This window comes from Cognataquiflexum aquatile (assembly GCF_003316845.1).
GTDB classification, from domain to species: Bacteria; Bacteroidota; Bacteroidia; order Cytophagales; family Cyclobacteriaceae; genus Cognataquiflexum; species Cognataquiflexum aquatile.
Map to the genome: position 1 here is coordinate 18,126 of NZ_QMIK01000006.1, position 23,804 is coordinate 41,929.

The window sequence follows — 23,804 nt, forward strand, 5'->3', positions numbered from 1 at the left end:
CAAGATCCAAGACTTGATTTCTCGACAACTTTGAGAACTTGAGAACTTGAGAACCCAAAGCAGACAACCCGACAACCATTACAACCACTACAACAATTACAACCAATTCAACCCTATGTTCTCTATGACCCTATGTGGTAAAAAAATCATATTTTTCCATCTGTGAAAATCCTGTTCATCTGTGGTTAAATTCTCCAACCCTGTTTTGGCGGAAAGCCAATCTCTCCCTTGCACTTCAAATTAGCCAAAACCAAACCCAACTCATTTCACATTTCTTCTATAAATATGTTACCCCTTCGGGGTTATTTACCAACTTGACAACCCCTAGTAGACAATAATTACAACCACTACAACAATTACACCCGTCCGCCGTGGCGGAACCATTCCAACTTACCAACCTGACAACGCGCAGCAGACAACAATTAGAACAAATTCAACAATTACAACCTTATAAAGTCAAATTCCCTTAAAAATACAACTCCTTCAACCTTAAAAAAAATCAATTATTTAAGAAATAATACAATAAAAATTGCCGAAATAGGTAGAATTTACCCCCATTCCCGTTACCCTTCGCTTACCCTTCGCTTACCCTTCCGTTACACCCTCCTTACCCATTCGTTACCTTTTGACTAATTTCTAAGAAACCATATAATTATTCCGATATTTTTTACAATTGCACATTTCCAAGATGGAAACTTAGGTATCTTCTTAGCAGAATTGGTACCCAACCACATTACTCATAAAGCTTCTTCCTATCCACTTTACAAAGGTCAATCATCAGTTGACCGACTTTGGCGCAGACATCGTTGAAATACCTTTCTCCTTTTTCAGCATTGGATTTTTTGGGATTGCCGATACCGGTGTCCTCGGTAACTTCTGACCATTTCCTTTCGGCCCAAGCCCACTTTTCCCTGATACCGGGGATGACGGATTTCTTCTCTTTGCCTTCTCCGGCTTCTTCCAATGGCAGCACCAACCGTGGATGCAGGTACATGATCAGACTTGTTTCCATCTCGTCGGCATGGTCTCCCGCTTCCTCAAAATACAGACTTTTGTCCAAGGCCTGATACCAATTGCAGGTGACGAGCATCATCTCTGGAAATTGGAGTCCAAGTTCCCTGAGCATGGTCTTAAAATCATTGCCACCGTGGCTGTTCAGGATCAAAAATTTCTTAACCCCCTGTCTGTCCAATACCGTCAGGATATCCCTTAATATGGCCATTTGGGTACTTGGATTCATGTTGATGTCCAGGTAAATGTCGCTCTGACCGGTATTCACACCAAAAGGCAAAACAGGCAACACAATTGCTTTCACACCTTTTTCCCAAGCAAATTTTCCTGCTCCGGCGGCGATGGACTCCGCTTCAAAAATGTCTGTCCCATAAGGCATATGGTAATTGTGTGCTTCTGTGGCTCCCCAAGGAAGGATAGCCAATTCAAAGCGATGGTGTTCCAGGTTTTTCCAGTTGTTTTCAGCGAGGATATAAGGTCTCATTTTTTTAGTATCAAGTATCAAGATTAAAGTATCAAGTATTTAGAAATAAGAAGCGAGAGCCGGGAAACGAGACTCTGGAGTCGCAGAAGGCAATCTCAGTGATCAGATGAAAGGCTTAAGTCTCTAATCAGTTAACCAATTAACCAAATTAACAGTTAACCGCCCGACAACGCGAAGCACACAACCCTTACAACAACTACAACCATTACAACAATTATAACCGCTACAACCCCTTGTACCCTCCAACTTCCCCAAAATATTCAACCTTCCCAAATATATTTATCCGAATTTTTTTGAATCTTTAATCTTCAATCAATTTAATGTTTTTTGCACAAACCAAACCACCATGTCCAACAGAAGATCATTTCTTAAGAAAACACTCGCCACATCATCATTACTTATACCTGCATCGCTATCTTCTGCGACTGATCTTTTTTCTTCCACAAGTTATGGGGAAAAATTCAAACCGCTTATCCTTTCCACTTGGAACCATGGAATGCCCGCCAATGACCGTGCTTGGGAGGTTTTGATGAAATCCGGAAATCTTGTCGAAGCAGTGGAAGAAGGGGTGAAAGTGACCGAATTGGACATGGACAACTTATCAGTTGGACTGCAGGGACTTCCTGACAGGGAAGGAATTCCGACACTTGATGCCTCCATTATGAAGGGAGACGGAAGCTGCGGATCCGTGGCTTTTGTCAGACAGGTTAAGCATCCCATTTCTCTGGCGAGAATGGTCATGGAAGAAACCCCCCATGTAATGTTGGCCGGTGAAGGTGCGAGACAGTTTGCGATCGCAAAAGGATTCCCGATCGAATCCGAGACCCTCAGTCCAAAAGCCGGAGAAATGTACCAGGAATGGAAAAAGGAATCCAAATACAAGCCCATCATCAACATTGAAAACCATGACACCATCGGGATGATAGCTTTGGGCCCTGATGGGAAGTTGGCAGGTTCTTGTACTACCAGTGGCTTGGCATTCAAAATGCACGGCAGGGTTGGAGACAGCCCGATCATCGGCGCAGGGCTGTATGTGGACGATGAAGTGGGTGCTGCCACAGCCACAGGACTTGGTGAAACCATCATCCGGATCTGCGGCAGCTTCCTGATTGTGGAGCTTATGCGTCAGGGGAGAACACCCCAAGAAGCCTGTGAGGAAGCGGTGAGAAGACTGATAGCCAAAAACTCCGCCAATATCAAAGACATTCAGGCAGGATTTCTTGCCATCAACAAAGACGGTGAATACGGCTCCTATGCTGTCCATCCGGGATTCAATTTTGCCAGGCACCACAGCGGGGGTGGTCTTTTGATTGATTCAAAAAGTAAATTCTAAGCGATGGAAAAGATCTTGTTGGAAGCTCCTGTTTTTACAGTGGAGGCAGCGATCAAAGCTGCGGAATATGGAATAGACAGGTTGGAACTCTGTTCTGATTTTGGGGAAGGTGGCGAAACCCCAAGTGCCGGCATGCTCGCATTTCTCAAAGAAAAAGTAGATGTCCCGATTTTTGTCATGCTGAGACCGAGAGGGGGAGATTTTGTCTATTCCTCCGAGGAACTTTATGTCATGAAAAAGGACATTGCCATTCTCAAAAATCTCGGAGCTGATGGATTTGTTTTTGGGGTCTTGGATCAGAATGGACACGTGGACAGAGAAGCCTGCAAATACCTGATCAATGTGGCAGGAGACTTGCCCTGTACTTTTCACAGGGCTTTTGATATTGCCGCAGATAAGAAAAAAGCTTTGAGTACGATCATTGACTTGGGTTTCCAAAGAATATTGACTTCCGGGGGAGAAAATGACGTAACCCAAGGTTTGGAGACCATTTTGGAGTTATTGGAAATGGCCAAAGACGATATTATCATCATGCCGGGCGGAGGCTCCAAACCTGAACATGTCTCGCAATTGAACCGAAACGGGCACCTTCGCGAAATCCACGCCTCCTGCAAAAGCTATAGGCCTACCCAAAGCAGTTACTTTCATCCTTCGGTCTCCCTTTCCTCAGACCCGTTGGCATTCAAACAGGTGTTGACTGTGGATCAGAACATGGTCAATCTTTTTAGAAAAGAAATTGCAGCTCAATGACAGAAAGAGAAAAACTCCTTCCAGGCGAATTCTATAATTCCAGGGATCCCGAATTGCTCGAAATGTACCACCAAGCCAAAGAGTTGTTAAAGCAATGGAGTAATGTATCTTCCCGGAAAGGAGAGGAAAAATCCCGGATTCTTCAGCAGCTTTTGGGGAAAGTAGGTAAAGGTGTGTGGATAGAAGGTCCTTTCTACTGCGATTATGGCAAGCATCTCACAATCGGAGAAAATACCTTTATCAATGCCAATGCTGTTTTTTTGGATTGCAATAGGATTGACATCGGGAAAAATGTGCTGATCGGACCCAATGTACAGATTTATACGGCGACTCATCCGATTTCTGCCTCAGACAGGATTATCCCAAACCCCGAATCCAATCAGGCGCCCTACAAAACCAAAGCACTTCCTGTAAGGATTGGAGACAATTGTTGGATTGGTGGTAATACCGTAATTCTTCCGGGCATAACCATCGGAAACAACGTGACCGTGGCGGCAGGTTCTTTGGTCACCAAAGATATTCCTGACAACAAGCTCGCAATGGGAAGCCCTGCACGGTTGGTGCGGGATTTGGAGTGATAATGAGTGAAAGAATAATGTTTTATTATTTTTGATTATTTTTTAATATTGTTTTTTTATGTTGTATAATTTAAAATAATATATTGAATTTGATTTTTTTATCTCTATCTAATTTGTTTTAGATTTTTAATTTCTTAAATTATTAATCTCAAAATAATCAATATAGCTATGGTAAAAAGTTTTCAAGGCGTGCGGGTGGTCGAACCCAAAAAAGCAGCAGCGCCCATCTTGGTCAGTGACCACATGAGCACCAATTTGGTCACCTTCCGTCCTGAGGACTCGATAGATCACGTATTGGATATGCTTACCAAAAAGAAGATCTCCGGAGCACCGGTTTTGGATGCCAATGGCAATCTTGCCGGTATCATATCCGAAGTGGACTGCCTGAAGGAAATCATCAAAGGTAAATATTCCAATACCCCGACATTTCCCGGAACAGTGGCTGAGCATATGACTAAGAATGTGATGACACTCTCTCCCGACCTTTCCTTGTTTGACGCAGCCCAGAAGTTTTTGGACAACAAAATCAGGAGATTTCCTGTGATGAAGGATGGAAAATTAGTCGGTCAGATCAGTTTGAGCGATGTCATCAGAGCCTTTCCCAAACTGAAATCCACGACTTGGTAGTCTTAACAAAAGCCTTGAAGTAATTTTCAGGGCTTTTTTTATTGACATGCCTTTTTTACTTTGAGCCATGAAAAAGTTTTACCTATTCCTGCTTTTTGCCATGATTTCTGATTTTGCTGTATTTGCCCAAAGTGGCATTGCCAAAAAGGAAATCACCCTGATGACCTATAACATTTACCATGGAGAAGATCCATATCATCCCGGAACGGGTAATATCAGGGAAATCGCAGACCTGATCAATCAGATCAAACCTGACCTTGTTGCCCTTCAGGAAGTGGACAGCATGACCAACAGGACAAAAAATTTCAACCCTGAGGGAAAATTGGATGTGGTACATGAATTGGGGAAATTGACAGGGATGACACCGTTTTTTGCCAAGGCAATAGACTTTTCAGAAGGGGGATATGGAGAAGGAATTCTGAGTAGACTTCCCGTCACATTTCATGCCTATTCTTTGCCAATTCCAAACGGCGGTGAGGAAAGAAGTCTCGCTGTTGCTAGTGTAGATTTGGGAAATGGAAAAAGCATCACTTTTGCAGGAACCCACTTATGCCATGAATTTGCTGAAAACAGGACTGCGCAGGTAGTCGCCATCAAAAATATTCTTTCAGGATTCAAGGGTGCAAAGGTATTGACAGGGGATTTCAATTTCACTTCGGAGGAAACAGGGTATTCAATTCTTTCAGAAGATTTCTTAGATGTCGCATTGAAACATGGAAATCCTCAAAACACCTATTCCTCCAAAGATCCAAAAATCAGGATCGATTACTTTTGGTTAGAAAAAGAAACGGATTGGGAAATTGTTTCAGTAGAGGTTTTGGATGTGGAATATTCCGACCACAAACCGGTGCTGGTAAAACTCAGGTTTTAATCCCTTGTCCGAAAAGTCTTGCAGAAAGTTGATTTTACCCTTTCAGATTTTATGAAATAAGGGATCCAGATTATCGCAGCTGCCGTTGCCCGTATGATTTCCCGAGTCTCAATTTCAAAATCTTTACTGATAAAATATGCGGCAAGATTATCAAGAAGAGTCATTGAAATACTAATTGCATAAAACACCACCATCAACTTTGGAACACTTGTCCTTCTTCTTAAAAACAAAAGGATCAAAAGCAAAGTAAAACCCAAAAAACAAAAATTGTAAATCATCTCCGACACAACCAGAAACCTAAGAGCTTTTCCATGAGTTTCGACGTTGGTCCAAGTTTGCTCGGCGAAATATTCCATGTCAAAGATGGTGATCAAAAGAAATACGGGGGTAGCCAAAAGCCCAATAGCAGGAAAAACAAGCCATCCTCCAATGGATTTATTTTCCGCGTAAATCCATGGATCAGGATCGTAATTTTGGTAAAGTTTGATGCCGAAGTAAATCCAAAAGCCGGAAATAATCAGGGCAAGCAAAATGGACAGCAGTCCGAGATTTGTTGAACTGTCTTTTTGCTGACCGGTGTGGGTTACGTAAAAAGAGAGTTCCTTCATGACAGCCTCTTTCTTTTTTAACAATTCAGCAACTTCAATGGCGGGGATTGTATTTTTTAGCCTCTTCAGGGTGTGTTCTACCACTACTGTATTGCCTGCGCCAAAGATTTTATTATCGTATGTGAATGCACCGGCATCAATGGAATTTTGATAGGGGGTAATGTTCCAGTTTTCGGGAAGTACCACTTGGGTAGTCTGATAAAATTCCTCAGCGTCCCCAACAAAATATTCCATGGTCCTATTGGCAGATTTTGGAAGTTCAAGCATTGACTCCAAGACTATGGGATATATTTGTCCAAATACATAGCTGCTGTCATCGGCATTCTGCCAAAAGTTTGGGATCTGATAATATTCCTCAACGGTGAGTAAGTTTTCTCCATTTCGGGCATAATCCATTAATTTTACAGTAGCAGTGGATGAAATCCCCGGATACAGATTGGCGTAATAATTCATGTACTCTTGGGTGATTTCCTCTTTGGAAGTATTTGCAAAAAAGGACCTGGTTTCGTCTGCCTTTCTTCCATACATCTCTGAGCGAACGATAAATTCGGCTTTTCCTGAAAAATCATTGACGGTGATGAGTTCGTTGATTTTGGTGTATGGGACTTTACCTTGGGGGATTTCAATCAGGTCTTTGACTCCCTCTTTGATAACCAGACCTACGCTGTAATTCGGAAAAAATGAATTGTCAAAAGAACCTCCCTGATCTGAAATGGTGGGATCGATGTAATAATTCTTTCCTTCCCATTCGTAAGTCACGACACAATGGTTAAAGGCACTTTGGCTGGGTTGCAGGGCCTTCGTTTCACTTCTCAATTCGGTATTTACCAAAAGCGGATATGCTTGCACGCCTTCTTCCCTAAGTAATGCAACCAAAAGAAGGGATTTGTCTTTACAATCCCCGAATTTTTGGTCAAAAACCTTCTTTGGTGAATTGGGCAGGTAGGCACTCATTCCGGATTCCAAGCCGAGATACCGGATGTCGTCCTGGACCATCCGGATCAATTCTGGGATTTTTTCTTCAGTTAATACTTTTTTATTGACACTCTTCAAAATCGGGCTGATCGTCCGGGAATCATATTGGTACAAAGGCAAGGCCCATGAGACGACTTCTTCCCATCCCGAAAAGTTGGATACAGAAGTCATGGGGTAATTGGCCAGCCAATGAGGCACATTGATATCAAAAGATTTTGGGCTCAAAGCTTCATTTTCCCAAGTATAGATTTTAAGACCCGATTCCTGCTCCGTTTTTGGACTGTATTCGTGGTCAATCTTTTTGAAATGAAGGTCTGAAGTTGCCGAGGTAAAGATTCTGTACCTGAATTTTTGTACAGGAAAATAAAGCTGATGGTAAAGGTCAGCGGAGAAATAATCTTTGTTAACAGGATTGATTCCTTTGATAGAATAACTGTATTCAATGATATCCTGCTTTTGTACATCCGAAAGGTGGATGACCGCTGACAGTGAACCATCATAGATGAATTGGTTTGAGTCCGATTCTCTTTGGATGGTTTTGACTTCTCCTAGGTTGAGTTTGTTTATCTGTTGGCCATTTCTCCAAATTACTATCTCATGGAGGAAAAGTGATTGGTAGGTTGGGTCGTAATTGATGCTGATATCGGAATTTTCCTGTATTCCATCCACGGTCAACACCTGGATTTTAAATCTTGAAAAGGAAGTTTTCTGTGGCACATGATACTGTCTTTCAAACAAGAGGTAGGTGTATGCGCCTTCAGTTGGCTTAGAAGAGTTGTTTTCTGATGCTGGTCCGGTTTTGACCCATTCGGGTATGGGGGAGGTTTTTACTTGGGCAAATGATAGGCTAGAAAAAATGAATAAAAGCACTATAGAAAATGCGAATGGAATTTTCCCCATAAATAATCTTAACTAATAGTTTTTGGAAATATAAATAATTGGGCAATAAAATTCCAAAAGCTTCTAAAAAAATATTTAACGCCTTAGTTTTTTCCTTAAAGTGCTGTTCTCTTAAATCTGAATTCCTCAATGCTTTTTTTGCCCTCATTGGTCATTGCCAATCTGATCATCAATTCATCCCCTGTGCGGTGAAAAGTAATCCCGCTGAAATAGGCCGTTTGGCCTTCGGATTTGATAAACTTAAAAATCGTCCAGTCTTCTTTTTCTTCCCAAGGGGTGAGGTCCCTGTTGAAATGTTTGATTTTCAGGGAAAGTTTTCCGTCTTCTTCCACCATGTTCATGTATTCAGAGAATATCAGGCTCCCATTCATCATAAACCGGAATGTCCCCACCATGCCGTTATCCTTGGCCGGAAGCCAGAGTTCTTCGCAGTCACCACCTAATCCTGATCCTGTCCAGTATCCAGCCATCCAATCAAGATCTTGGATAGACCCTTTTTCGGCAGGTTGTTCCTTGTCCAGGAATAAAACGTCCTGTGCCTGTAGGCTGATGGATAGAAAGAAAATGAACAAAAATAAAGGTGCGGATTTATTTGTCATGGTCTTGGGATTTTTTGATACCAATCTATCAAATATTTCCCTATTTTCCAGTTCAGTTTGTGCTTCTAAATCCAAAAATAAAATGATCCATCAAAGACAAAATCCGGTTTATTACGCTTTCATTCTTTTTTCATTTTTCTTTATCACAGGATGTAGTGCATCCAAAAATGGAACCGAAAGTGAAGAATCAGAAGAATGGATCCAGCTTTTCAACGGCAGGGATTTAGATGATTGGACCATCAAAATAGCCAAGCATGAACTCAACGAAAACTTTGCCAATACTTTCCGTGTGGAAGACAGTCTGATGAAAGTCAGGTACGACGGATACGGGGCCTTTGACCAGCAATATGGCCATATCTATTTCAATACCCCTTTTTCTTATTATTTCCTGAATGTGGAATACCGTTTTGTCGGTGACCAAGCAACAGGTGGTGAAGGATGGGCTTTGAGGAATTCCGGAGCGATGCTACATTGCCAAGACCCCAAGACGATATTGAAAGACCAGGATTTTCCGATTTCAATAGAAGGACAGTTTCTAGGCGGTGATGGTACCAATCCAAGGACCACGAGTAACCTCTGCACTCCCGGAACCAATGTCTATATGGATGGGAAGTTGTTTACGCCCCATTGTGTCAACTCCACATCCAAGACCTACCATGGAGACCAATGGGTGACAGCGCAGTTTTTGGTATTGGGAGATTCGGTTGTGTATCACATTCTCGAAGGGGATACTGTTTTGAAATACTTCAATCCGGAAATCGGTGGCGGAAATGTCAGTCCATCAGATCCTGCTGTCAAAGTTGACGGAACTCCCCTGAAGTCGGGATTTATTGCCCTTCAAAGTGAAAGCCACCCGATAGATTTCAGAAAAGTGGAATTGTTTGACTTGGCAGCTTATAAAGGAGACAAGGAAAAACTTAAAGAGGTAATGAGGAGATTGAGTAAAAAAGAGTAAAAGCCAAAGCCATTCAAATTTTCACTGATCTTTCAACCAAAGGATTTGATCAAATCAGAGGTCGTTTGGATGGATTGGATATTTAACTAAAAGAGCCCAGGTTTAAATAATTTAAAAATAACAACAATATTGTTGATACCAGCCCAAATTGGGTAGATATCAACAAGTCTTGTTGATATACAATCGTTGTGTGTCATTCAGGGACGACCTTAAAATGAGCAGGGGAACTAAAATATGCGGAATTTATTTAACCATACCCAATAACAATTCAAAATGACACTACTAAAAAAAATACTCAAAACACTCGTAATAATCCTCTTAATACTTTTTCCCTTTTTAGGTGGAGCATTATTGAGTAAGCATACGCCTTACATAGAAGGAAACAGCATGACAAGTTTTGTAGTCATATATTCAGTATTTGTATTGGTGCTAGTTTCGGCTTTAATTTTTATTATCAACAAGTATAAGCAGGCCTTTGTTCAGCCAGTTTTGTCCGGTATGCTGCTTTTTGTTCTTGGTTGTGTAATGATGGGTATTGTAGGGTTCTCAGTAGCTCCCGATTTGAGCATAAAAATGTTAGAACATCCTGAAAGAGAACATTTCAGATATATTTTATTCTTTATTGGAGCACTATTCTTTGGACTGTATTTTGTCCAACTCCTTACAACAAATGCTTTACAACTTAACAGTACTTTTAAATGGGTGATGATTATAATATTTGCTCTTACAATGACTGAGCTTATATGGGAATTTTCTCATCACTATTTGTATCCAGAAGGATTAAAGGAATGGGTTGACAAAGGCAATAAAGCAGAAGATTTTAATGAACATTATGACGATTGGAGAAGTATTACGACAGGTGCGATTGGACGATTTTTAATATATATACTAATGCTTTGGTTATCATTAAGACTGTATAAAATTCGCAGAATTAGTATTTGGAATCCTATCCTAAATACTTTCTTGTGTTTATTGGGGATTATTTCTTCCATCGCATTCTTTTTGTACGGAGCTTACGATATAGAGACACCAAAAGAGTTAGGTTTTTTAATGCTGTTTTTTATACCTGGGCTTCCATTTTTGATTATGTATTGGATAGGAGTTGCTTTGCTTTCTAAGACAAATATTTTAAAGACAAATTGAGCCCAAACCGATAAAGGACAATTATAATTAAAAGCTAAATTGAACGGCACCCAACAGCATGTTTCTGCAATGGTGGCGTGACGAGTGATATTGAAGTATATTTATTTTTTAAAGTTTTGTGCACGCGGACAGGACGCGGTTTCAATAAGCCACCACTGCGCAAACACAAACGGAGGGCATTTTTAAAGACGAAATATTTATTACAAACAATTGATCAGATAGAATGAAAATAGCGGAGCATAATCAAGTAGGTGGCCTTGAACTATAAGCCGGTGTTTTTCTTCCCGCATGTTCTGGAGCAAGTCACTGAGTTGTAGATTGGGCGTTGAAGTTTTTTCAACATTTGTGTTAAAATTAGCCACCATATGATCAAACCTGCTCCAAAAGTAAAAAGTCAGCGAATCCGCTGACTTTTTTGTTGACTTGGAAGTTAAATAGGTCACAACCTTATTAGCAAAATAAGGATAAGTAAAATCCTTTGCAGCAGAAAGTAATGTCCGCTACATCTGACATCCGTCATCGGTCAAAATTTCTCTTCATACCGAAATTTCAATCTTACTTCAGGTTTTTCTTAAAGAAATCAATAGTCCTTCCCCAAGCCAAATCTGCAGCAGCTTTGTCATATCTTGGAGTGGAATGGTTGTGAAAGCCATGGTTCACTCCCGGATACATGTGCATTTCATATTTCTTTTTATTGGCTTTCAGCGCTTCTTCATAAGCCGGCCAACCTTCATTGACCCTTGTATCCAATTCCGCAAAATGGATCTGTAACGGGGCTTTGATGGTCGGAACATCCGCCGCTGTGGGTTGACCGCCATAGAAAGGAACAGCCGCTTTCAGGTCAGGAACCCTCACAGCCATCATGTTGGAAATCCAGCCCCCAAAGCAAAATCCAACTACGCCGACTTTGCCGGTACAGAGTTTATGCTCCTTCAAAAATTCATACCCTGCAATAAAATCCTGTAACATCTCTTCTCTGTCACGCTTGGCCTGCATGGTCCTGCCCTCATCGTCTGTTCCCGGATATCCACCAAACGGCGTCAAAGCATCCGGGGCAAAAGCAATAAAACCATCCAAAGCTGCCTGATGGGCAGTATCTTCTATGTACGGATTCAATCCTCTGTTTTCGTGGACCACGATGACACCCGGGAGTTTCCCCTTTTTGTCAGCAGGTCTTGTCAGCAGGCCTTTCATTTTGCCGGCACCTTTTGGAGAATCATACTCCACATATTCTGATATCAGGCGTGGGTCATCTTGGGTAAATCTCTTGGCTTCAGCATAATTGGGTAATAAAAATCCCAAAATCGCTGATACCGTCAGGCCTCCCACGGCAAATACCGAAAGGCGGTTTACAAATTCTCTTCTGTCGATTTTACCATGTACATAGTAGTCATACATGTCAAAAATTTCTTGGCTTAAATCTTCTTTTTTGATTGGTTCCATATGGTTGGATTTTGAATTGGGTTAAAGTAAGGATTAAAATATCACCATAAGTTAGACATAAACTTGGTAACCCTTAGAACTTTGAGGAGGAGAAAAGTTTAAACCGCTCGTGTAATTACATAGAATTATTTTATTCTTGGAACAAAAAAACAGACGGAGGGCGAGACTTCTTGCAGTTTCACTGACTGCATTGGCCTTGCCCTCCGCCGGGAAGTATTGTGGTTTTGGTGGAAATTACTGGTTCACAATGGAGATATTTCCGGAGGTGATATTGCCCCGGATTTCAGTGCTTGCGCCGTTATCAATATTTAGGTTTCTGCCACCTTTGGAATTTCCGACAGTGATGTTTCCGGAAGTGGCGTTCAGGTTGAAATTGAACTCCCGTAGATTGGAGGGGGTTTGGATTTTAAAATTCCCGGATGTTCCGCTGAATCTGGTTTCAGTTCCCAATCCTGCATTGGTGGCAGAGACATTCCCTGAAGTCACTTTCAAATCTCCCAACTCCGATACATTTTCCAATTTTGCATTGCCTGAACTCAGACTCACATTGACGATGCCCTGGACGCCCATCACGCTGATTCCACCGCTTCCTGAGGAATAATTGATGTTTCCGTTGATGTCCTGCATGTCGGCCGAACCTGATCCGACTTGACCTTGGACATTGCCTTGGATACCATACATTTTGATAGATCCCGAACCCGCATTTGCAGAAACATCACCCCGGATATCTTTTGCGGACACGCTTCCCGAGCCTACGGCCAAGTTGGTGGTTTCAGAAGAGACATTTTCTACATAGACCGAACCTGACCCGCCCTTCATATCCAGACTCATACCTACAGGTCCTTTGATTTTGATATGGCCTTTGGTTTTGTTGTTCCAGTTATTGTTGTTGCTGACTTTGTGGGAGATCTTAAGTACATCACCAAGGGTGACGAAAACGATATCCTGATCGGAATTGGTAGATTCGAGAAAAGCATTTACGGAAACATCGGTTTGGGAGCCTCCAATGTATTCCACTTCTAACTGACCTCCCGAAACTTCGATTTTATTGATTCCGGAAAATGATTTGGTGACATCTACGAGCGTTTTGACCTGGGCAAAAACCGGAGAAAGAGCTGCCATAGAAAAGAAAAAAAGCAGCAGGGTTGATAATTTTAAGTTTGTTTTCATAGTAGGTTTTGTTTTTAAAGGATGAATCCAAAGCTCAAAGCATTCAGCTTCGGTCCTTTGTTTTCTTGGAAAGTTTCGTTTAAATCATAATTGAAATAGAGGGTTACATCTGCCACGCAAATCTCAGCCCTCAAGCCATATCGGAAATTGCTGGCAAACATATTGCCCATCTGAAATTTTTTGATTCTGTTGCCTTGCGGATCACGGTAGACAAATTTACCTCTACCTCCAAGCCTATAACCTGCATAGGGACCCACACCGAAGCTGAAGTTTCCGTTGGTTGTCTTCACAGTGGGTATCAGGGTAAGGTTGGCATAGGAGGCCGAAATTTTGGATTTGGTACCTGCACCTGATGGATGCTCGACAAAAACCAAACCATCATCTCCTCTCAAAGCCTGCAGGTTTCTTTCCTCAAATTTGAAATTGTACCAGCTGACGCCAATGGTGGATTTCAGGTTGAAGTTTTTGCTTGGCTTATAGGTGTAATGGTAATTGATCGCAGGATTCCAGCTGCCCCAAGGTTTGACAGCAGGAGCGGAATCATCCCCGATCCAGGTATTGATACCAATGTCAAAGGTTAGGCCGTTGCTTGATTTGTTATTTTTGGAATAGTATTCTTTATACTCGTCATCTTTGGAAATGAATTCCCAGGTATTGGTACCATCTGCATTTTTGTAAACAATGACATCGGTATTGAAAAGTGTAAAGTTGGTGGTTTTTAGGGATTTTTGCTTGGCCGAGTCTGCTTCCTGGGCAAAGCCCAGAGAAGTCAGAAACAGCAATGGAATCAAAATCAGTGTGGTCGTTTTCATTGGCTTAGTATTCAAAAAAGGGACTTAGAAAATAATACCGAAGGAAATTGGATTCAGTTCAGGTCCTTTGCCGTCTTGGAACAGCTGGTTGAAATCGTAGGTAGTAAAGAAATTGACCCTACCGAATCCTACTTCACCACGGATACCGTAGCGGAAGTTGTTTAAGAAGATACCTGTATTCAGGTGTTCTTTTCTCCTGTTACCACCTTCTAGAGGTCGGTAGACATATTTGCTGGTACCACCCAAGCGATAGCCTGCGTATGGGCCCAAGGCTATTCTCATCCCTCTTCTTCCCTGATCATTCATCCTTCCAAAGTCTAATTTGAAAAGTCCCATGGTAGTCAGGTAGGAGGCAGAGATTTTACTTTTGAATCCGGCCACATCATTCCTTTGGACAAATTCAATGCCTTCGTCTCCTCTGACAGCCTGGAAATCCCGGTTTTCAAATTTGAAATTATACCATTGGACGCCCATACCGAGGTCAAAGCGGAAGCCTTTGCTGATCCTCTGGCTGGCAAAGAAGTTGAGGCCGACGTTCCAGCTTCCCCAGCCACGGACTGCATAGGGCTGTGTGGTTTTGGGAAATTGGCCATTGTTGTCCAGGTAATTGTTGAGTCCAAGGTCCACTGCAAAATAGGTTCTGAATGGTGGATCACTTTTTTTCTTGACACCGGTTTCAATCTTGACCTTGGTATTGGGGCTGGATTCATCGACCAAGATCCGCATGCCCGCGACTGACACTTCGGTTTTGTTCCAGTCTTCAGTTACTTTGACGATTTCCCGTGTTCCTTTTTGACCGGAAACTTCCACGACTACAAGTTCGCCGGTTTTCTCATCTATCTGCAGGTCAAGTTCGGAGATGATCTGGTTGATGTTCATTTTTTTGAGCCTTTCAAAATCCTCTTTGTTGTCCACGACAAGGACTATTTTTCCCGAGGTTCCAAACTCCACGATAATGGTATCTTTGGGAGCCAAAAACTCCCTTTCCGTACTCCCGAAGGCAAACTGCACCAGTCCCAGGAAGCAAAATAATAGCAGGTATTTTTTCATGATGGTCTATGTTTTCAATTTTGGTGGGTTACTTTCTTTCTTTTTTGGAGGTATTGTTGCTCACAAATAGGTTGTCTTTTGCATCCTGCAGGTCTGCAAAACCCTGTTCTACTTTGTTAAGCAATCCTCCGATTTTATCTACTTTATTTTCAATTCCGGCAATGAATCCTTGATTTTCAGGTTTTTCTGTGATTCCGTTGGACTTGATGGTGATTTTGTAAGTCATCACTTCCTCTTCTTCTTCAAGGTCGTTTTGGGCAATGGCTTCATTGACATCAAGGTCAGGAATGATGATTTCTGGCGCATCGAAAGTGGCTTCATCTATCCTTTCCTCAGGTTGTGTCACTTCAGCCAGCAATTCCTTTTGTTTTTCTGTATTGATTGGTTTTGAAACGGTTGCTTTTTTCTGAGGAGTTTGCGCAGGTTTGGTTTCTTGTTTGGTTTGCTCTTCAGTCACCATTGTAGATTCTTCCAAAGATTTTGATGGTGCTGCTTCCGTTTCCTCTGTGATTTCAGAATTGGAATCGTTCTTTTCGGTAGTTACCTCTGCTGTCATCGGCATGTTGGCTTCGGTTTCCCGGTTGAACTGCCAAATCACATATCCTACTGCGAGGAATAGCAACAAAGTGGCTGCAATGCCCATCAAGGGAAACCATATTCCTTTCTCTTTTTTTGGCAACTGACTTTCAAGCTTTTCCCAAGCGAGTTGGGAGGGTTTTTCTTCATGCTTGGCCAGCCTCTCTTTGAAGTACTGGTCGAAGTTTTTATCTGTATTAGCCATTGATTCTCCTTTCTTTGATTTGTTGATCGGCTATTTTTTGTTTCAATGTATTTCTTGCCCTGTTGAGTTGGGACTTAGATGTTGATTCTGTGATACCGAGAAGGTCAGCGATTTCGGCGTGGCTGTATCCTTCTATGGCGTAGAGGTTGAATACCGTTCTGTATCCCACCGGCAAACCCTGTATCAGGTCCATTAGCTCTGCCGTCTCCAAGTGGTTGAGTTCATAGTGAGAATCAGCCGTTTCAAGGTGACTTTCCATGTTCACTTCCATACTCAGGTTGCGGTTGTTGCGAAGGGTGAGCAAAGATTGGGTGACGACGATCCGCTTCATCCAACCTTCGAAACTGCCCTTGGCTTCATATTGAGGTAATTTTTCAAAGATCTTCATAAAGCCTTCAATCATGACATCTTCTGCTAAATCACGGTCTTTGACGTACCTGAGGCAGATTGCGAAAAACTTTTTGGAGTAAGACTCATACAGATGCTGCTGGGCTTTTCGCTCACCCTTGAGGCAACCTTTGATGATGTCCGACTCTGTGGTAAAAGTTTTTCTAAATAACATTACTGTTGGCTTTCAAATAGGTAGATACAGGTTGGTAAAAATAGGTTGCACAGGAATGTGAAAAAAGGTTAAATTTTTTTCAATACCTTAAATTCAGCCTTTGCTTTACATATTATATTGGGTTTCCTATTTGATTCTGAAAGTTTAAAATCTATCCTTCAAAAATTTCGCGATACATATTAGTTGGATTTTTATCCAGACTGTTTTTCAATTTTTGGTTTGTTACCAAAAATTGGTACTTTTAAGAAAGATTATATTTATGAGAAATAATACTTCTGTTTCACTAGGGGACTATTTTGAGAATTTTGTGGAGACAAAAATCAATGAAGGCCGCTTCAAAAATGCAAGCGAAGTGATTCGGGCAGGATTACGATTATTGGAGGAGGAGGAAAATAAAAGCGTTGCTTTGAAGAAAGCCATTCAAGTAGGAATCGACAGCGGGATTGCCAAAGACTTTGATGCCAAACTTCATCTCGAATCCTTAAAAGAGAGAAAAAAGTAAATGGGCATATATTATTTATCTAACAAAGCTGTTGAGGATTTGTCAGAAATTTGGGAATATACATTTGATGTTTGGTCTGAGGATCAGGCAGATAAATATTACGAATTTTTACTGAGCACCTGCCAAGAACTTGCTCTCAATCCAGAAAAAGGAAAACCCTACGATAGAATCCAAAAAAATTTGGTAGGATTCTTAGCAAATAGGCATGTTATATTCTATATAGTCAAATCCGAAATGGAAATTGAAATCATAAGAATTCTTCATGAAAAGATGGATTTAAAAAATAGGATAAATCATTAAAATCAAATCTAGAGACAATAGTTTTTTGTTTATTAAGACCTTATCTTAAAACCAATGGGAAAAAAACTAGAACACATTACACCTGAGTTAGCCGAATTTATCCAACAACAAAAAATATTTTTTGTCGGTACTGCAGCCGAGGAAGGAAGGGTGAATATCTCTCCCAAAGGAACAGACACTTTCAGGGTGTTAGGGGAAAACAAAATCGTATGGCTCAACCTCACCGGAAGCGGAAATGAAACTGCCGCCCACCTTCTCAAAAATAACAGGATGACCATCATGTTTTGCGCCTTTGAAGGCAAGCCCATGATTCTGAGGTTGTATGGTACAGCTCAGATTTTTCACAATAGGGATGAAAAATTCGAAGAATATTTCCGGCTTTTCGAGGACTTTACCGGTGCCAGACAAATCATCGAAATGGATGTTGATCTCGTGCAGACTTCCTGTGGATTTGCGGTTCCCTTCATGGATTTTAAAGAGGAAAGGACAATTCTCACTAACTGGGCCGACAAACAAGGAGAAGAAGGCATCAAGAAATATTGGGCGGAAAAAAACGTAAAAAGTATCGATGGCTTTGAAACCAAAATCTTTGATGAATAAGTCCGCCATTTTTCAAACCTCCTCCTAGTTCAAGTCTCCAGACTTGGACTCCTTTAATTCAAGTCTCCAGACTTGGACTTATAACTACCCAGGCTGGTTTAAGTCTTCAGACTTGGACACCAGCCTATTTCAGGTCTCCAGACTTGGACTCTTTCCATTTCACCCACTTAATTTCCCCCATTTTTTAAATTTCCATCTCTCTTTTCTTATCTTGATTGCCTCTACTCAAACCTACCTTTATGGGAATCAATGACATCATCATCTACATCATGTTGTTTTTTATGGTGCTGGGTGCTCTGGATAAAATTTTTGGAAACAAATACGGACTAGGCGAAAAATTCGACGAAGGATTTATGGCCATGGGACCGCTCAGCATTGCGATGTTGGGGATCATTTCAATTGCACCGGTTCTCGCAGATGTTTTGGGCAAAGTGGTCGTTCCCGTGTATGCTTTTTTGGGTGCAGATCCCGCCATGTTTGCCACAACGCTCCTCGCCAACGACATGGGTGGCTATCCGCTGGCGATGGCAATGGCTCAGACTGAGGAAGCCGGATTATTTGCAGGTCTGATATTGGGTGCCATGATGGGTCCAACGATCGTCTTTACCATTCCTGTTGCTTTGGGAATTCTCCAAAAAGAAGACCAACACTATTTCGCCTCCGGCATCATGATCGGCATGGTCACGATTCCATTGGGTTGTCTGGTGGGCGGCTTGACGGCCGGGTTTTCATTGGGTATGATATTGGCCAATCTTGTCCCAATCGTAATTTTCTCCCTTCTGATTGCCGCAGGAATGTATTTTGCCCCGACCATGATGATCCGTCTTTTTGACTATTTCGGGAAGGGGCTGATGGTATTCATCACGATTTGCACGGTATTGATTGTGGTCGAGACCTTGGCAGGAATCGTGGTTATCCCCGGGATGACTTCCATCTGGGAAGGGATCAGAATTGTAGGTTCCATCGCCATTGTCCTGATAGGAGCATTTCCGATGGTGGCTTTTTTGACCAAAGTTTTCGAAAAACCGCTATTGAAAGTAGGGCAAAGTCTCGGAATGAATACGGCCGGCGCAGCTGGTATGATCGCCACTTTGGCCAATGCCATCCCCATGCTGAATATCCTTAAAGACATGAATCCCAAAGCCAAAATCCTCAATACCGCCTTTGCTGTCAGTGCTGCTTTTGTATTGGGTGATCACCTCGGATTTACAGCAGGCGTGCAGCGGGATATGATTTTTCCTGTTATCGTGGGAAAAATGACAGGAGGAATCACCGCAGTACTCCTCGCTTTGGTATTGGGTAATAGACTGATCAAAAACCACAACTGAAAATGGAAACCAATTCTTTATTGTCTCTTTTTGCCCAAGCCAATGCCTTCAAAGAGGGGGATTTGTTGGTTGGGGGAACCCAGGACGAACTCATCCGGGAGATAGCCCGAGGCCGTATATCCGACCTCAGCATCGCCCAGATCGCAAATACTGATTTTGTCGAAGACAGGCTTACAGAAATTCTCTCTAAAAGTCTCAACAGAAAGGCATTAAAAGAAATCTCCCATTTGAGGATATCTGAATTAAAGGCCATTCTCCTGTCAGAAAAAGGTTCTGATTGGGTCAAAATCTACGCAACCGGACTTCCAAGTGAAGCCATTGCCGCAGTGGTCAAGGTCATGTCAGATTCGGAATTGTCGCAGGTTGCAACAAGTATTTTTAACCCGATCCCAAATTCTTTTGGAGATTTTGGAGCAGCCATAGGTTCGGCGAGGCACTTTGGCAGCCGCATCCAACCAAACAGCCCCGGAGATGAGGAGGATGAGATTTTGTTTTCCACACTCGAAGGACTTTGTTACGGTTGTGGGGATGTGATCATCGGACTCAACCCTGCAAGCGATGACTTGGAGACGATCGTCCGAACAGAGAAACTCCTTCAAAACATCGTAGAAAGGCTCCAACTCCCCACGCGCTTTTGTGTCCTTTCTGATATGGTCAAGCAAAGATCTGCCATGGCCCACACCAAAGTCGATGTTGGATTTCAAAGTCTGGCAGGCACTTCCAAAGGTTTGGAAGGCATGTTGGGTTGTGATGTGGGTGAACTGTTGGATTTGTGCAGGTATTTTGAAGGATTATACTTCGAGACGGGACAAGGTTCGGAAGTTACCAACGGTGCCGCCCATGGTGTGGATATGGTTACATTGGAGGCGAGATGTTATGGCCTTGCCCGGTATATCAAACAAGAAACAGGCAAATGGATGATTGTCAATGATGTAGCGGGATTTATCGGCCCGGAGGTTTTCAGCACCGGCGCCCAACTCCGACGCGCGTGCCTCGAGGATACTGTTATGGCCAAACTCCATGGCTTGGTGATGGGATTGGATGTGTGTTCGACTTTCCACATGGGCATCCATCCTGCCGAATTGCAGCAACTCACTACAGAGATTGTGCAACTCGCCGCGCCTGCTTACCTGATGGCAGTGGCAGGAAAAGCAGATCCCATGCTCGGCTACCTTACCACTTCTTACCGTGAGCATCCAAGGTTGAGGAAGTCTTCAGGAAAAATGGTTGCTTCAGCTTTTCAAAAGCGTTTGGTTGAAATTGGAGCCTTGACCGAAGATGGAAATACCGATCCTAATGCAGACCGAATCGCAAAACTCTATTCCCAATACATCAAAGCCGGAGGTGAAAAAAGAACCAACGAAGACCTGGAACTTGAAGCCAAAAAGAAAATCAAGAACCTGCAGGAAAAAGGCTGTGACCTGGGTTATGGCGTAGGTCATCAAAATGAAGATCCTGATTTTGTAACCAAGCGCCTTGATGGACTTTTCTCCCATGCGAGGAAAGCCCTTTTTGCAGGGCTTGATGCTGCTGTGATCCGGGACTGCTGCGAATCTCCAGTCTATGTCCATACCGAGTCCAAAGACCGGGAGGATTACCTTGCCCATCCGGGAAGCGGGGAAAAAATCAGTAAAGCCAGCTCACATGAACTGATAAAATTGGCCAAAGGATTGGTTAATACTTCGAAAATCCAATTTGTCATTTCCGATGGATTGAATGCCAATGCAGTCAGCGAACACCTCCGTCAGGTACTTCCTGCGCTGAAGAAATCACTTTATGGAACACAGTTCACCTATAGTCGGCATGACATCATTGTCCGCAATGGCAGGGTAAGGGCAGGTTATCATATCGGTCAAATCCTGCAACCAGACCTGATTGTACACCTGATCGGCGAGCGTCCCGGTACCGGCCTCAACCAACTTTCGGCCTACATTACCTATGGCAAAAGCCCGGAAGGTTTTTCGATTTTTGATCGGGATATGGACCATAGCCTGACCACCGCCGTCTGCGGCATCCATCCCCAAGGCAAATCCCCACAATCCGCCGCCCAAGAAATCCTCCGCATCATCGCCAAAGCCATCGAAATGAGAGGGACAGGGGTGAGGTTGGGAAAGGGGGATAAAGGATGAAGGAAGGAAGAGGGAGGAAGGATGAAGGTTAAATGTAGTGCCGGGTAGGGAATTGGAATTTCAAAAATTCATGTGCGGTATAAATCACAGGAAAAAGTCCATTTGATGGATTGGATACATAAAAATTTCTTTTAGTTTTATAGGATATCTTTCCACAATATTGTGGAAAGCACGCTATTTTGGAATGCTTTCCACGAAAATAGAAGAAAGCGAAACGTTGCCAAAAATTTAAAGAATGAAGCTACCACTATTATTAATCACATTTTTATTGATTCTGCCTTCGAACAAATTAGACTGTTCAGACCTGAAAAAAGGAAAGTTTCAGACAACAAATGATGACGGTTCAGTTACAATCATTTCAAGAAAGGGAAAAAAACAGATTGAGAATTTTCGGAACGGAGAAAGAATTAGTGAGTTTGACGTTACCTGGTCAAATGACTGCGAGTATCTTATCTACAACAGACATGTGACCAAAGGAAATGACCCTTGGCCTGAAATGAATAGCGACACTTTGAGATTCAAAATCATTGAAATAAAAGATGGATATTACTTTACAGAAAGCGAAATGTTATCGAAAGGTTGGAAAATGAATCAGAAAGTTCAAATTTTGAACAAAGACTAAATGGATATCGAAGCTATATTTTGGATTTATCTACCGATATTAATTGCGGTTGTAGAAGTGGTTTGGTCTTTTAAGCTTACAATTCAACAAAACTCGTACTTTGATTCCATAGCCTCATTTCTGATTCTATTCCTAAATGGGTTTTCGATTTACATTTTGGTTCTGATTCTTGATGGTGCTTGGCCGACCTACACTCCACATTTAGCTATTTCAATTTCAACAATACTTACTGTGATTCAAATAATAAGACGAAAAAGAAAAAAAACGTTTGGCAACAATGGGTATAAAACATAGGGCGGTCAGTGGCTTCCTCGAGTTTCGGGTTTCCAATAGTTGGAATGCAGGATTTGAATAATCTACTCTAATTCATATTCATCATGGAAAAAGAAATAGAAACTTTTTATCCCAAAAGCCGGCAGGAGTGGCGGGATTGGTTACAGGAACACCACGATAAAAAGCAATCCATTTGGATTATTTATTACAAAAAGAAATCAAATGCTCCAACTGTCGCCTACTCGGATGCAGTGGATGAAGCGCTTTGTTTTGGTTGGATTGACAGCAAGCAAATGCCTATTGACGCTGAGAAATTCATGCAGTTTTTTAGCAGACGGAAACCCAACTCTGTCTGGTCAAGGATCAACAAAGAAAAAACAGAGCGGCTGATTTCCCAAGGACTGATGACCGAGGCCGGTTACCGAACCATTGAAATAGCCAAACAAAATGGCTCTTGGACGATTTTGGATGGGGCGGAAGCCTTAAATATTCCTGAAGATCTGGAGTCGGAATTCCAGAAAGTGCCCCAAGCCAAAGATTACTTTTTTGGATTAAGCAGGTCGGACAAACGCAATATTCTGCAATGGCTTGCCTTGGCCAAAAGACCTGAAACCCGGCAAAACCGCATCGCCGAGATAGTGGAGCTTGCTGCCCAAAAACTTAAACCCAAGCAATTTCGCGGACCAAAAAAAGAAAGCTAACTGCGGTTTTATGTCTTGATGGCGAAAAGACTATCCAGAAAAAGGCAACCCAATGTTCTTTACCTGCTTTTTAGTAGCCGGAACTTCACATTTTCAGCACTTCCAAAAAATATTTTTTGAGCTCTTTTTCTTCTTCGATATCAATTTTCCCGTCCTCCATCACATTTGTAAGTAAGGCATGCATCTCTTTGAAAGGGGATCGGCCAAGTACAGAATCATTCTCCTCCAGCCACTTTTTGAGGACAGTGACTTCGTATTTATTGATCTCTTCGTCGCCTAATATGCCATAACAGATTCCCTGAAGAAAATGGATTTTGGCTTCTGTACTTTCAGTCACGCTAAGCTCAGTTTCATACTTTTTGAGTATGGCCTTCAGCTCCATGATTTCCTCAGATGTCATCTTGCCGCCATCAAGAATCGCTTTTACCTCGGCAAAGAACTCTTTGAAAGGGGATTCCTCACATAGTCCCTTGTGGGCTTGGCACCATAGTTTCATTTCGGTGAACTCACCGCGAGTGATTCTCCCGTCACTGCTGATGCCATGAATGATACCTTTGAGGTGATTGAATGGTTTTTGGGTTTTCATATTCTGGTTATTTAATATTTGATTTTTAAAAATAAGCAATGTTGCCCTTCAATGTTATACCTATTTCAGGTATTTTATACTAAATATTGATTTAAACAGATTTTAATCCTT

Annotated in this window: 24 protein-coding genes; 14 read left to right on the forward strand and 10 right to left on the reverse strand. The window is 42.1% G+C overall.

The window, feature by feature from the left end:
- Positions 1–733: 733 nt before the first annotated feature.
- The gene (locus tag DQW11_RS17010) at positions 734–1,495 is read right to left on the reverse strand and encodes a creatininase family protein (RefSeq protein ID WP_113925317.1); all 762 of its coding nucleotides are present in this window, start codon (positions 1,493–1,495) and stop codon (positions 734–736) included.
- A gap of 346 nt (positions 1,496–1,841) precedes the next feature.
- Between DQW11_RS17010 and DQW11_RS17015 the strand changes: the two genes are divergently transcribed.
- From DQW11_RS17015 to DQW11_RS17035, 5 genes are all read left to right on the forward strand, one after another.
- Positions 1,842–2,828 (forward strand): isoaspartyl peptidase/L-asparaginase family protein, encoded by a 987-nt coding sequence (locus DQW11_RS17015; protein WP_113925318.1) that lies wholly within the window; start codon positions 1,842–1,844, stop codon positions 2,826–2,828.
- 3 nt (positions 2,829–2,831) lie between these two features.
- On the forward strand, positions 2,832–3,578 hold the full coding sequence (locus DQW11_RS17020; RefSeq protein WP_113925319.1) for a copper homeostasis protein CutC: 747 nt from the start codon (positions 2,832–2,834) through the stop codon (positions 3,576–3,578).
- A complete protein-coding gene (locus DQW11_RS17025; RefSeq protein ID WP_113925320.1) occupies positions 3,575–4,156 on the forward strand; it encodes a sugar O-acetyltransferase in 582 nt (193 codons plus the stop codon). The genes DQW11_RS17020 and DQW11_RS17025 overlap by 4 nt, the downstream gene beginning before the upstream one ends.
- Before the next feature lie 168 nt (positions 4,157–4,324).
- Positions 4,325–4,783, forward strand: a complete 459-nt coding sequence (locus DQW11_RS17030; protein WP_113925321.1) for a CBS domain-containing protein — start codon at positions 4,325–4,327, stop codon at positions 4,781–4,783.
- Between the two features lie 67 nt (positions 4,784–4,850).
- Positions 4,851–5,654, forward strand: coding sequence for an endonuclease/exonuclease/phosphatase family protein (locus DQW11_RS17035; protein WP_232826780.1), 804 nt, complete (start codon positions 4,851–4,853; stop codon positions 5,652–5,654).
- On the opposite strand, the gene DQW11_RS17040 is transcribed toward DQW11_RS17035, so the two are convergent.
- Together DQW11_RS17040 and DQW11_RS17045 are read right to left on the reverse strand one after the other, a co-directional pair.
- Positions 5,651–8,137: a DUF3857 domain-containing protein gene (locus DQW11_RS17040; protein WP_113925322.1), complete on the reverse strand. Its 2,487-nt coding sequence runs from the start codon at positions 8,135–8,137 to the stop codon at positions 5,651–5,653. The two genes, DQW11_RS17035 and DQW11_RS17040, sit on opposite strands and share 4 nt — an antisense overlap.
- 95 nt (positions 8,138–8,232) lie before the next feature.
- Positions 8,233–8,736, reverse strand: coding sequence for a DUF6265 family protein (locus tag DQW11_RS17045; RefSeq protein WP_113925323.1), 504 nt, complete (start codon positions 8,734–8,736; stop codon positions 8,233–8,235).
- A gap of 82 nt (positions 8,737–8,818) precedes the next feature.
- Here DQW11_RS17045 and DQW11_RS17050 point away from each other — a divergent pair, with 82 nt between their 5' ends.
- A complete protein-coding gene (locus DQW11_RS17050) occupies positions 8,819–9,691 on the forward strand; it encodes a 3-keto-disaccharide hydrolase (RefSeq protein ID WP_113925556.1) in 873 nt (290 codons plus the stop codon).
- Between the two features lie 273 nt (positions 9,692–9,964).
- Entirely contained in the window at positions 9,965–10,834 is an 870-nt protein-coding gene (locus DQW11_RS17055) for a hypothetical protein (RefSeq protein ID WP_113925324.1), read from the forward strand.
- Between the two features lie 555 nt (positions 10,835–11,389).
- Here the strand turns inward: DQW11_RS17055 and DQW11_RS17060 are convergent.
- The 6 genes from DQW11_RS17060 to DQW11_RS17085 all read right to left on the reverse strand — a co-directional run bounded on the left by DQW11_RS17060 (position 11,390) and on the right by DQW11_RS17085 (position 16,652).
- Complete coding sequence (locus tag DQW11_RS17060) at positions 11,390–12,277, reverse strand: dienelactone hydrolase family protein (protein ID WP_113925325.1); 888 nt, start codon at positions 12,275–12,277, stop codon at positions 11,390–11,392.
- Between the two features lie 234 nt (positions 12,278–12,511).
- Positions 12,512–13,447: a DUF4097 family beta strand repeat-containing protein gene (locus DQW11_RS17065; RefSeq protein WP_113925326.1), complete on the reverse strand. Its 936-nt coding sequence runs from the start codon at positions 13,445–13,447 to the stop codon at positions 12,512–12,514.
- A gap of 14 nt (positions 13,448–13,461) precedes the next feature.
- Positions 13,462–14,259, reverse strand: a complete 798-nt coding sequence (locus DQW11_RS17070; protein WP_113925327.1) for a hypothetical protein — start codon at positions 14,257–14,259, stop codon at positions 13,462–13,464.
- 24 nt (positions 14,260–14,283) lie between these two features.
- Positions 14,284–15,309: an outer membrane beta-barrel protein gene (locus DQW11_RS17075; RefSeq protein ID WP_113925328.1), complete on the reverse strand. Its 1,026-nt coding sequence runs from the start codon at positions 15,307–15,309 to the stop codon at positions 14,284–14,286.
- Between the two features lie 28 nt (positions 15,310–15,337).
- A complete protein-coding gene (locus DQW11_RS17080) occupies positions 15,338–16,090 on the reverse strand; it encodes a hypothetical protein (protein ID WP_113925329.1) in 753 nt (250 codons plus the stop codon).
- Complete coding sequence (locus DQW11_RS17085) at positions 16,083–16,652, reverse strand: RNA polymerase sigma factor (RefSeq protein WP_113925330.1); 570 nt, start codon at positions 16,650–16,652, stop codon at positions 16,083–16,085. The genes DQW11_RS17080 and DQW11_RS17085 overlap by 8 nt, the downstream gene beginning before the upstream one ends.
- A gap of 259 nt (positions 16,653–16,911) precedes the next feature.
- Here DQW11_RS17085 and DQW11_RS17090 point away from each other — a divergent pair, with 259 nt between their 5' ends.
- The 7 genes from DQW11_RS17090 to DQW11_RS17125 all read left to right on the forward strand — a co-directional run bounded on the left by DQW11_RS17090 (position 16,912) and on the right by DQW11_RS17125 (position 23,107).
- On the forward strand, positions 16,912–17,154 hold the full coding sequence (locus tag DQW11_RS17090) for a type II toxin-antitoxin system ParD family antitoxin (protein WP_113925331.1): 243 nt from the start codon (positions 16,912–16,914) through the stop codon (positions 17,152–17,154).
- Entirely contained in the window at positions 17,155–17,454 is a 300-nt protein-coding gene (locus tag DQW11_RS17095; RefSeq protein ID WP_113925332.1) for a type II toxin-antitoxin system RelE/ParE family toxin, read from the forward strand.
- Between the two features lie 54 nt (positions 17,455–17,508).
- On the forward strand, positions 17,509–18,054 hold the full coding sequence (locus tag DQW11_RS17100) for a pyridoxamine 5'-phosphate oxidase family protein (RefSeq protein ID WP_113925333.1): 546 nt from the start codon (positions 17,509–17,511) through the stop codon (positions 18,052–18,054).
- A gap of 239 nt (positions 18,055–18,293) precedes the next feature.
- Complete coding sequence (gene eutH / locus DQW11_RS17105; RefSeq protein WP_113925334.1) at positions 18,294–19,382, forward strand: ethanolamine utilization protein EutH; 1,089 nt, start codon at positions 18,294–18,296, stop codon at positions 19,380–19,382.
- A 2-nt stretch (positions 19,383–19,384) separates the two neighbouring features.
- Positions 19,385–21,511, forward strand: a complete 2,127-nt coding sequence (gene eutB / locus DQW11_RS17110; RefSeq protein ID WP_113925335.1) for an ethanolamine ammonia-lyase subunit EutB — start codon at positions 19,385–19,387, stop codon at positions 21,509–21,511.
- 235 nt (positions 21,512–21,746) lie between these two features.
- On the forward strand, positions 21,747–22,133 hold the full coding sequence (locus tag DQW11_RS17115; RefSeq protein WP_113925336.1) for a hypothetical protein: 387 nt from the start codon (positions 21,747–21,749) through the stop codon (positions 22,131–22,133).
- A gap of 377 nt (positions 22,134–22,510) precedes the next feature.
- Positions 22,511–23,107 (forward strand): YdeI/OmpD-associated family protein, encoded by a 597-nt coding sequence (locus tag DQW11_RS17125; protein ID WP_317047896.1) that lies wholly within the window; start codon positions 22,511–22,513, stop codon positions 23,105–23,107.
- A gap of 85 nt (positions 23,108–23,192) precedes the next feature.
- On the opposite strand, the gene DQW11_RS17130 is transcribed toward DQW11_RS17125, so the two are convergent.
- Positions 23,193–23,693 (reverse strand): hypothetical protein, encoded by a 501-nt coding sequence (locus tag DQW11_RS17130; protein ID WP_113925339.1) that lies wholly within the window; start codon positions 23,691–23,693, stop codon positions 23,193–23,195.
- Positions 23,694–23,804: the final 111 nt, after the last annotated feature.

Bases quoted from the DNA above. Each gene is read 5' to 3' on its own strand.
- DQW11_RS17130 (WP_113925339.1), bottom strand. From the start codon at position 23,693: ATGAAAACCCAAAAACCATTCAATCACCTCAAAGGTATCATTCATGGC.
- DQW11_RS17095 (WP_113925332.1), top strand. From the start codon at position 17,155: ATGGGCATATATTATTTATCTAACAAAGCTGTTGAGGATTTGTCAGAA.
- eutB (WP_113925335.1), top strand. From the start codon at position 19,385: ATGGAAACCAATTCTTTATTGTCTCTTTTTGCCCAAGCCAATGCCTTC.
- eutH (WP_113925334.1), top strand. From the start codon at position 18,294: ATGGGAATCAATGACATCATCATCTACATCATGTTGTTTTTTATGGTG.
- DQW11_RS17010 (WP_113925317.1), bottom strand. From the start codon at position 1,495: ATGAGACCTTATATCCTCGCTGAAAACAACTGGAAAAACCTGGAACAC.
- DQW11_RS17070 (WP_113925327.1), bottom strand. From the start codon at position 14,259: ATGAAAACGACCACACTGATTTTGATTCCATTGCTGTTTCTGACTTCT.
- DQW11_RS17065 (WP_113925326.1), bottom strand. From the start codon at position 13,447: ATGAAAACAAACTTAAAATTATCAACCCTGCTGCTTTTTTTCTTTTCT.
- DQW11_RS17060 (WP_113925325.1), bottom strand. From the start codon at position 12,277: ATGGAACCAATCAAAAAAGAAGATTTAAGCCAAGAAATTTTTGACATG.
- DQW11_RS17015 (WP_113925318.1), top strand. From the start codon at position 1,842: ATGTCCAACAGAAGATCATTTCTTAAGAAAACACTCGCCACATCATCA.
- DQW11_RS17025 (WP_113925320.1), top strand. From the start codon at position 3,575: ATGACAGAAAGAGAAAAACTCCTTCCAGGCGAATTCTATAATTCCAGG.
- DQW11_RS17075 (WP_113925328.1), bottom strand. From the start codon at position 15,309: ATGAAAAAATACCTGCTATTATTTTGCTTCCTGGGACTGGTGCAGTTT.
- DQW11_RS17045 (WP_113925323.1), bottom strand. From the start codon at position 8,736: ATGACAAATAAATCCGCACCTTTATTTTTGTTCATTTTCTTTCTATCC.
- DQW11_RS17100 (WP_113925333.1), top strand. From the start codon at position 17,509: ATGGGAAAAAAACTAGAACACATTACACCTGAGTTAGCCGAATTTATC.
- DQW11_RS17115 (WP_113925336.1), top strand. From the start codon at position 21,747: ATGAAGCTACCACTATTATTAATCACATTTTTATTGATTCTGCCTTCG.
- DQW11_RS17030 (WP_113925321.1), top strand. From the start codon at position 4,325: ATGGTAAAAAGTTTTCAAGGCGTGCGGGTGGTCGAACCCAAAAAAGCA.
- DQW11_RS17085 (WP_113925330.1), bottom strand. From the start codon at position 16,652: ATGTTATTTAGAAAAACTTTTACCACAGAGTCGGACATCATCAAAGGT.
- DQW11_RS17035 (WP_232826780.1), top strand. From the start codon at position 4,851: ATGAAAAAGTTTTACCTATTCCTGCTTTTTGCCATGATTTCTGATTTT.
- DQW11_RS17080 (WP_113925329.1), bottom strand. From the start codon at position 16,090: ATGGCTAATACAGATAAAAACTTCGACCAGTACTTCAAAGAGAGGCTG.
- DQW11_RS17055 (WP_113925324.1), top strand. From the start codon at position 9,965: ATGACACTACTAAAAAAAATACTCAAAACACTCGTAATAATCCTCTTA.
- DQW11_RS17040 (WP_113925322.1), bottom strand. From the start codon at position 8,137: ATGGGGAAAATTCCATTCGCATTTTCTATAGTGCTTTTATTCATTTTT.
- DQW11_RS17125 (WP_317047896.1), top strand. From the start codon at position 22,511: ATGGAAAAAGAAATAGAAACTTTTTATCCCAAAAGCCGGCAGGAGTGG.
- DQW11_RS17090 (WP_113925331.1), top strand. From the start codon at position 16,912: ATGAGAAATAATACTTCTGTTTCACTAGGGGACTATTTTGAGAATTTT.
- DQW11_RS17020 (WP_113925319.1), top strand. From the start codon at position 2,832: ATGGAAAAGATCTTGTTGGAAGCTCCTGTTTTTACAGTGGAGGCAGCG.
- DQW11_RS17050 (WP_113925556.1), top strand. From the start codon at position 8,819: ATGATCCATCAAAGACAAAATCCGGTTTATTACGCTTTCATTCTTTTT.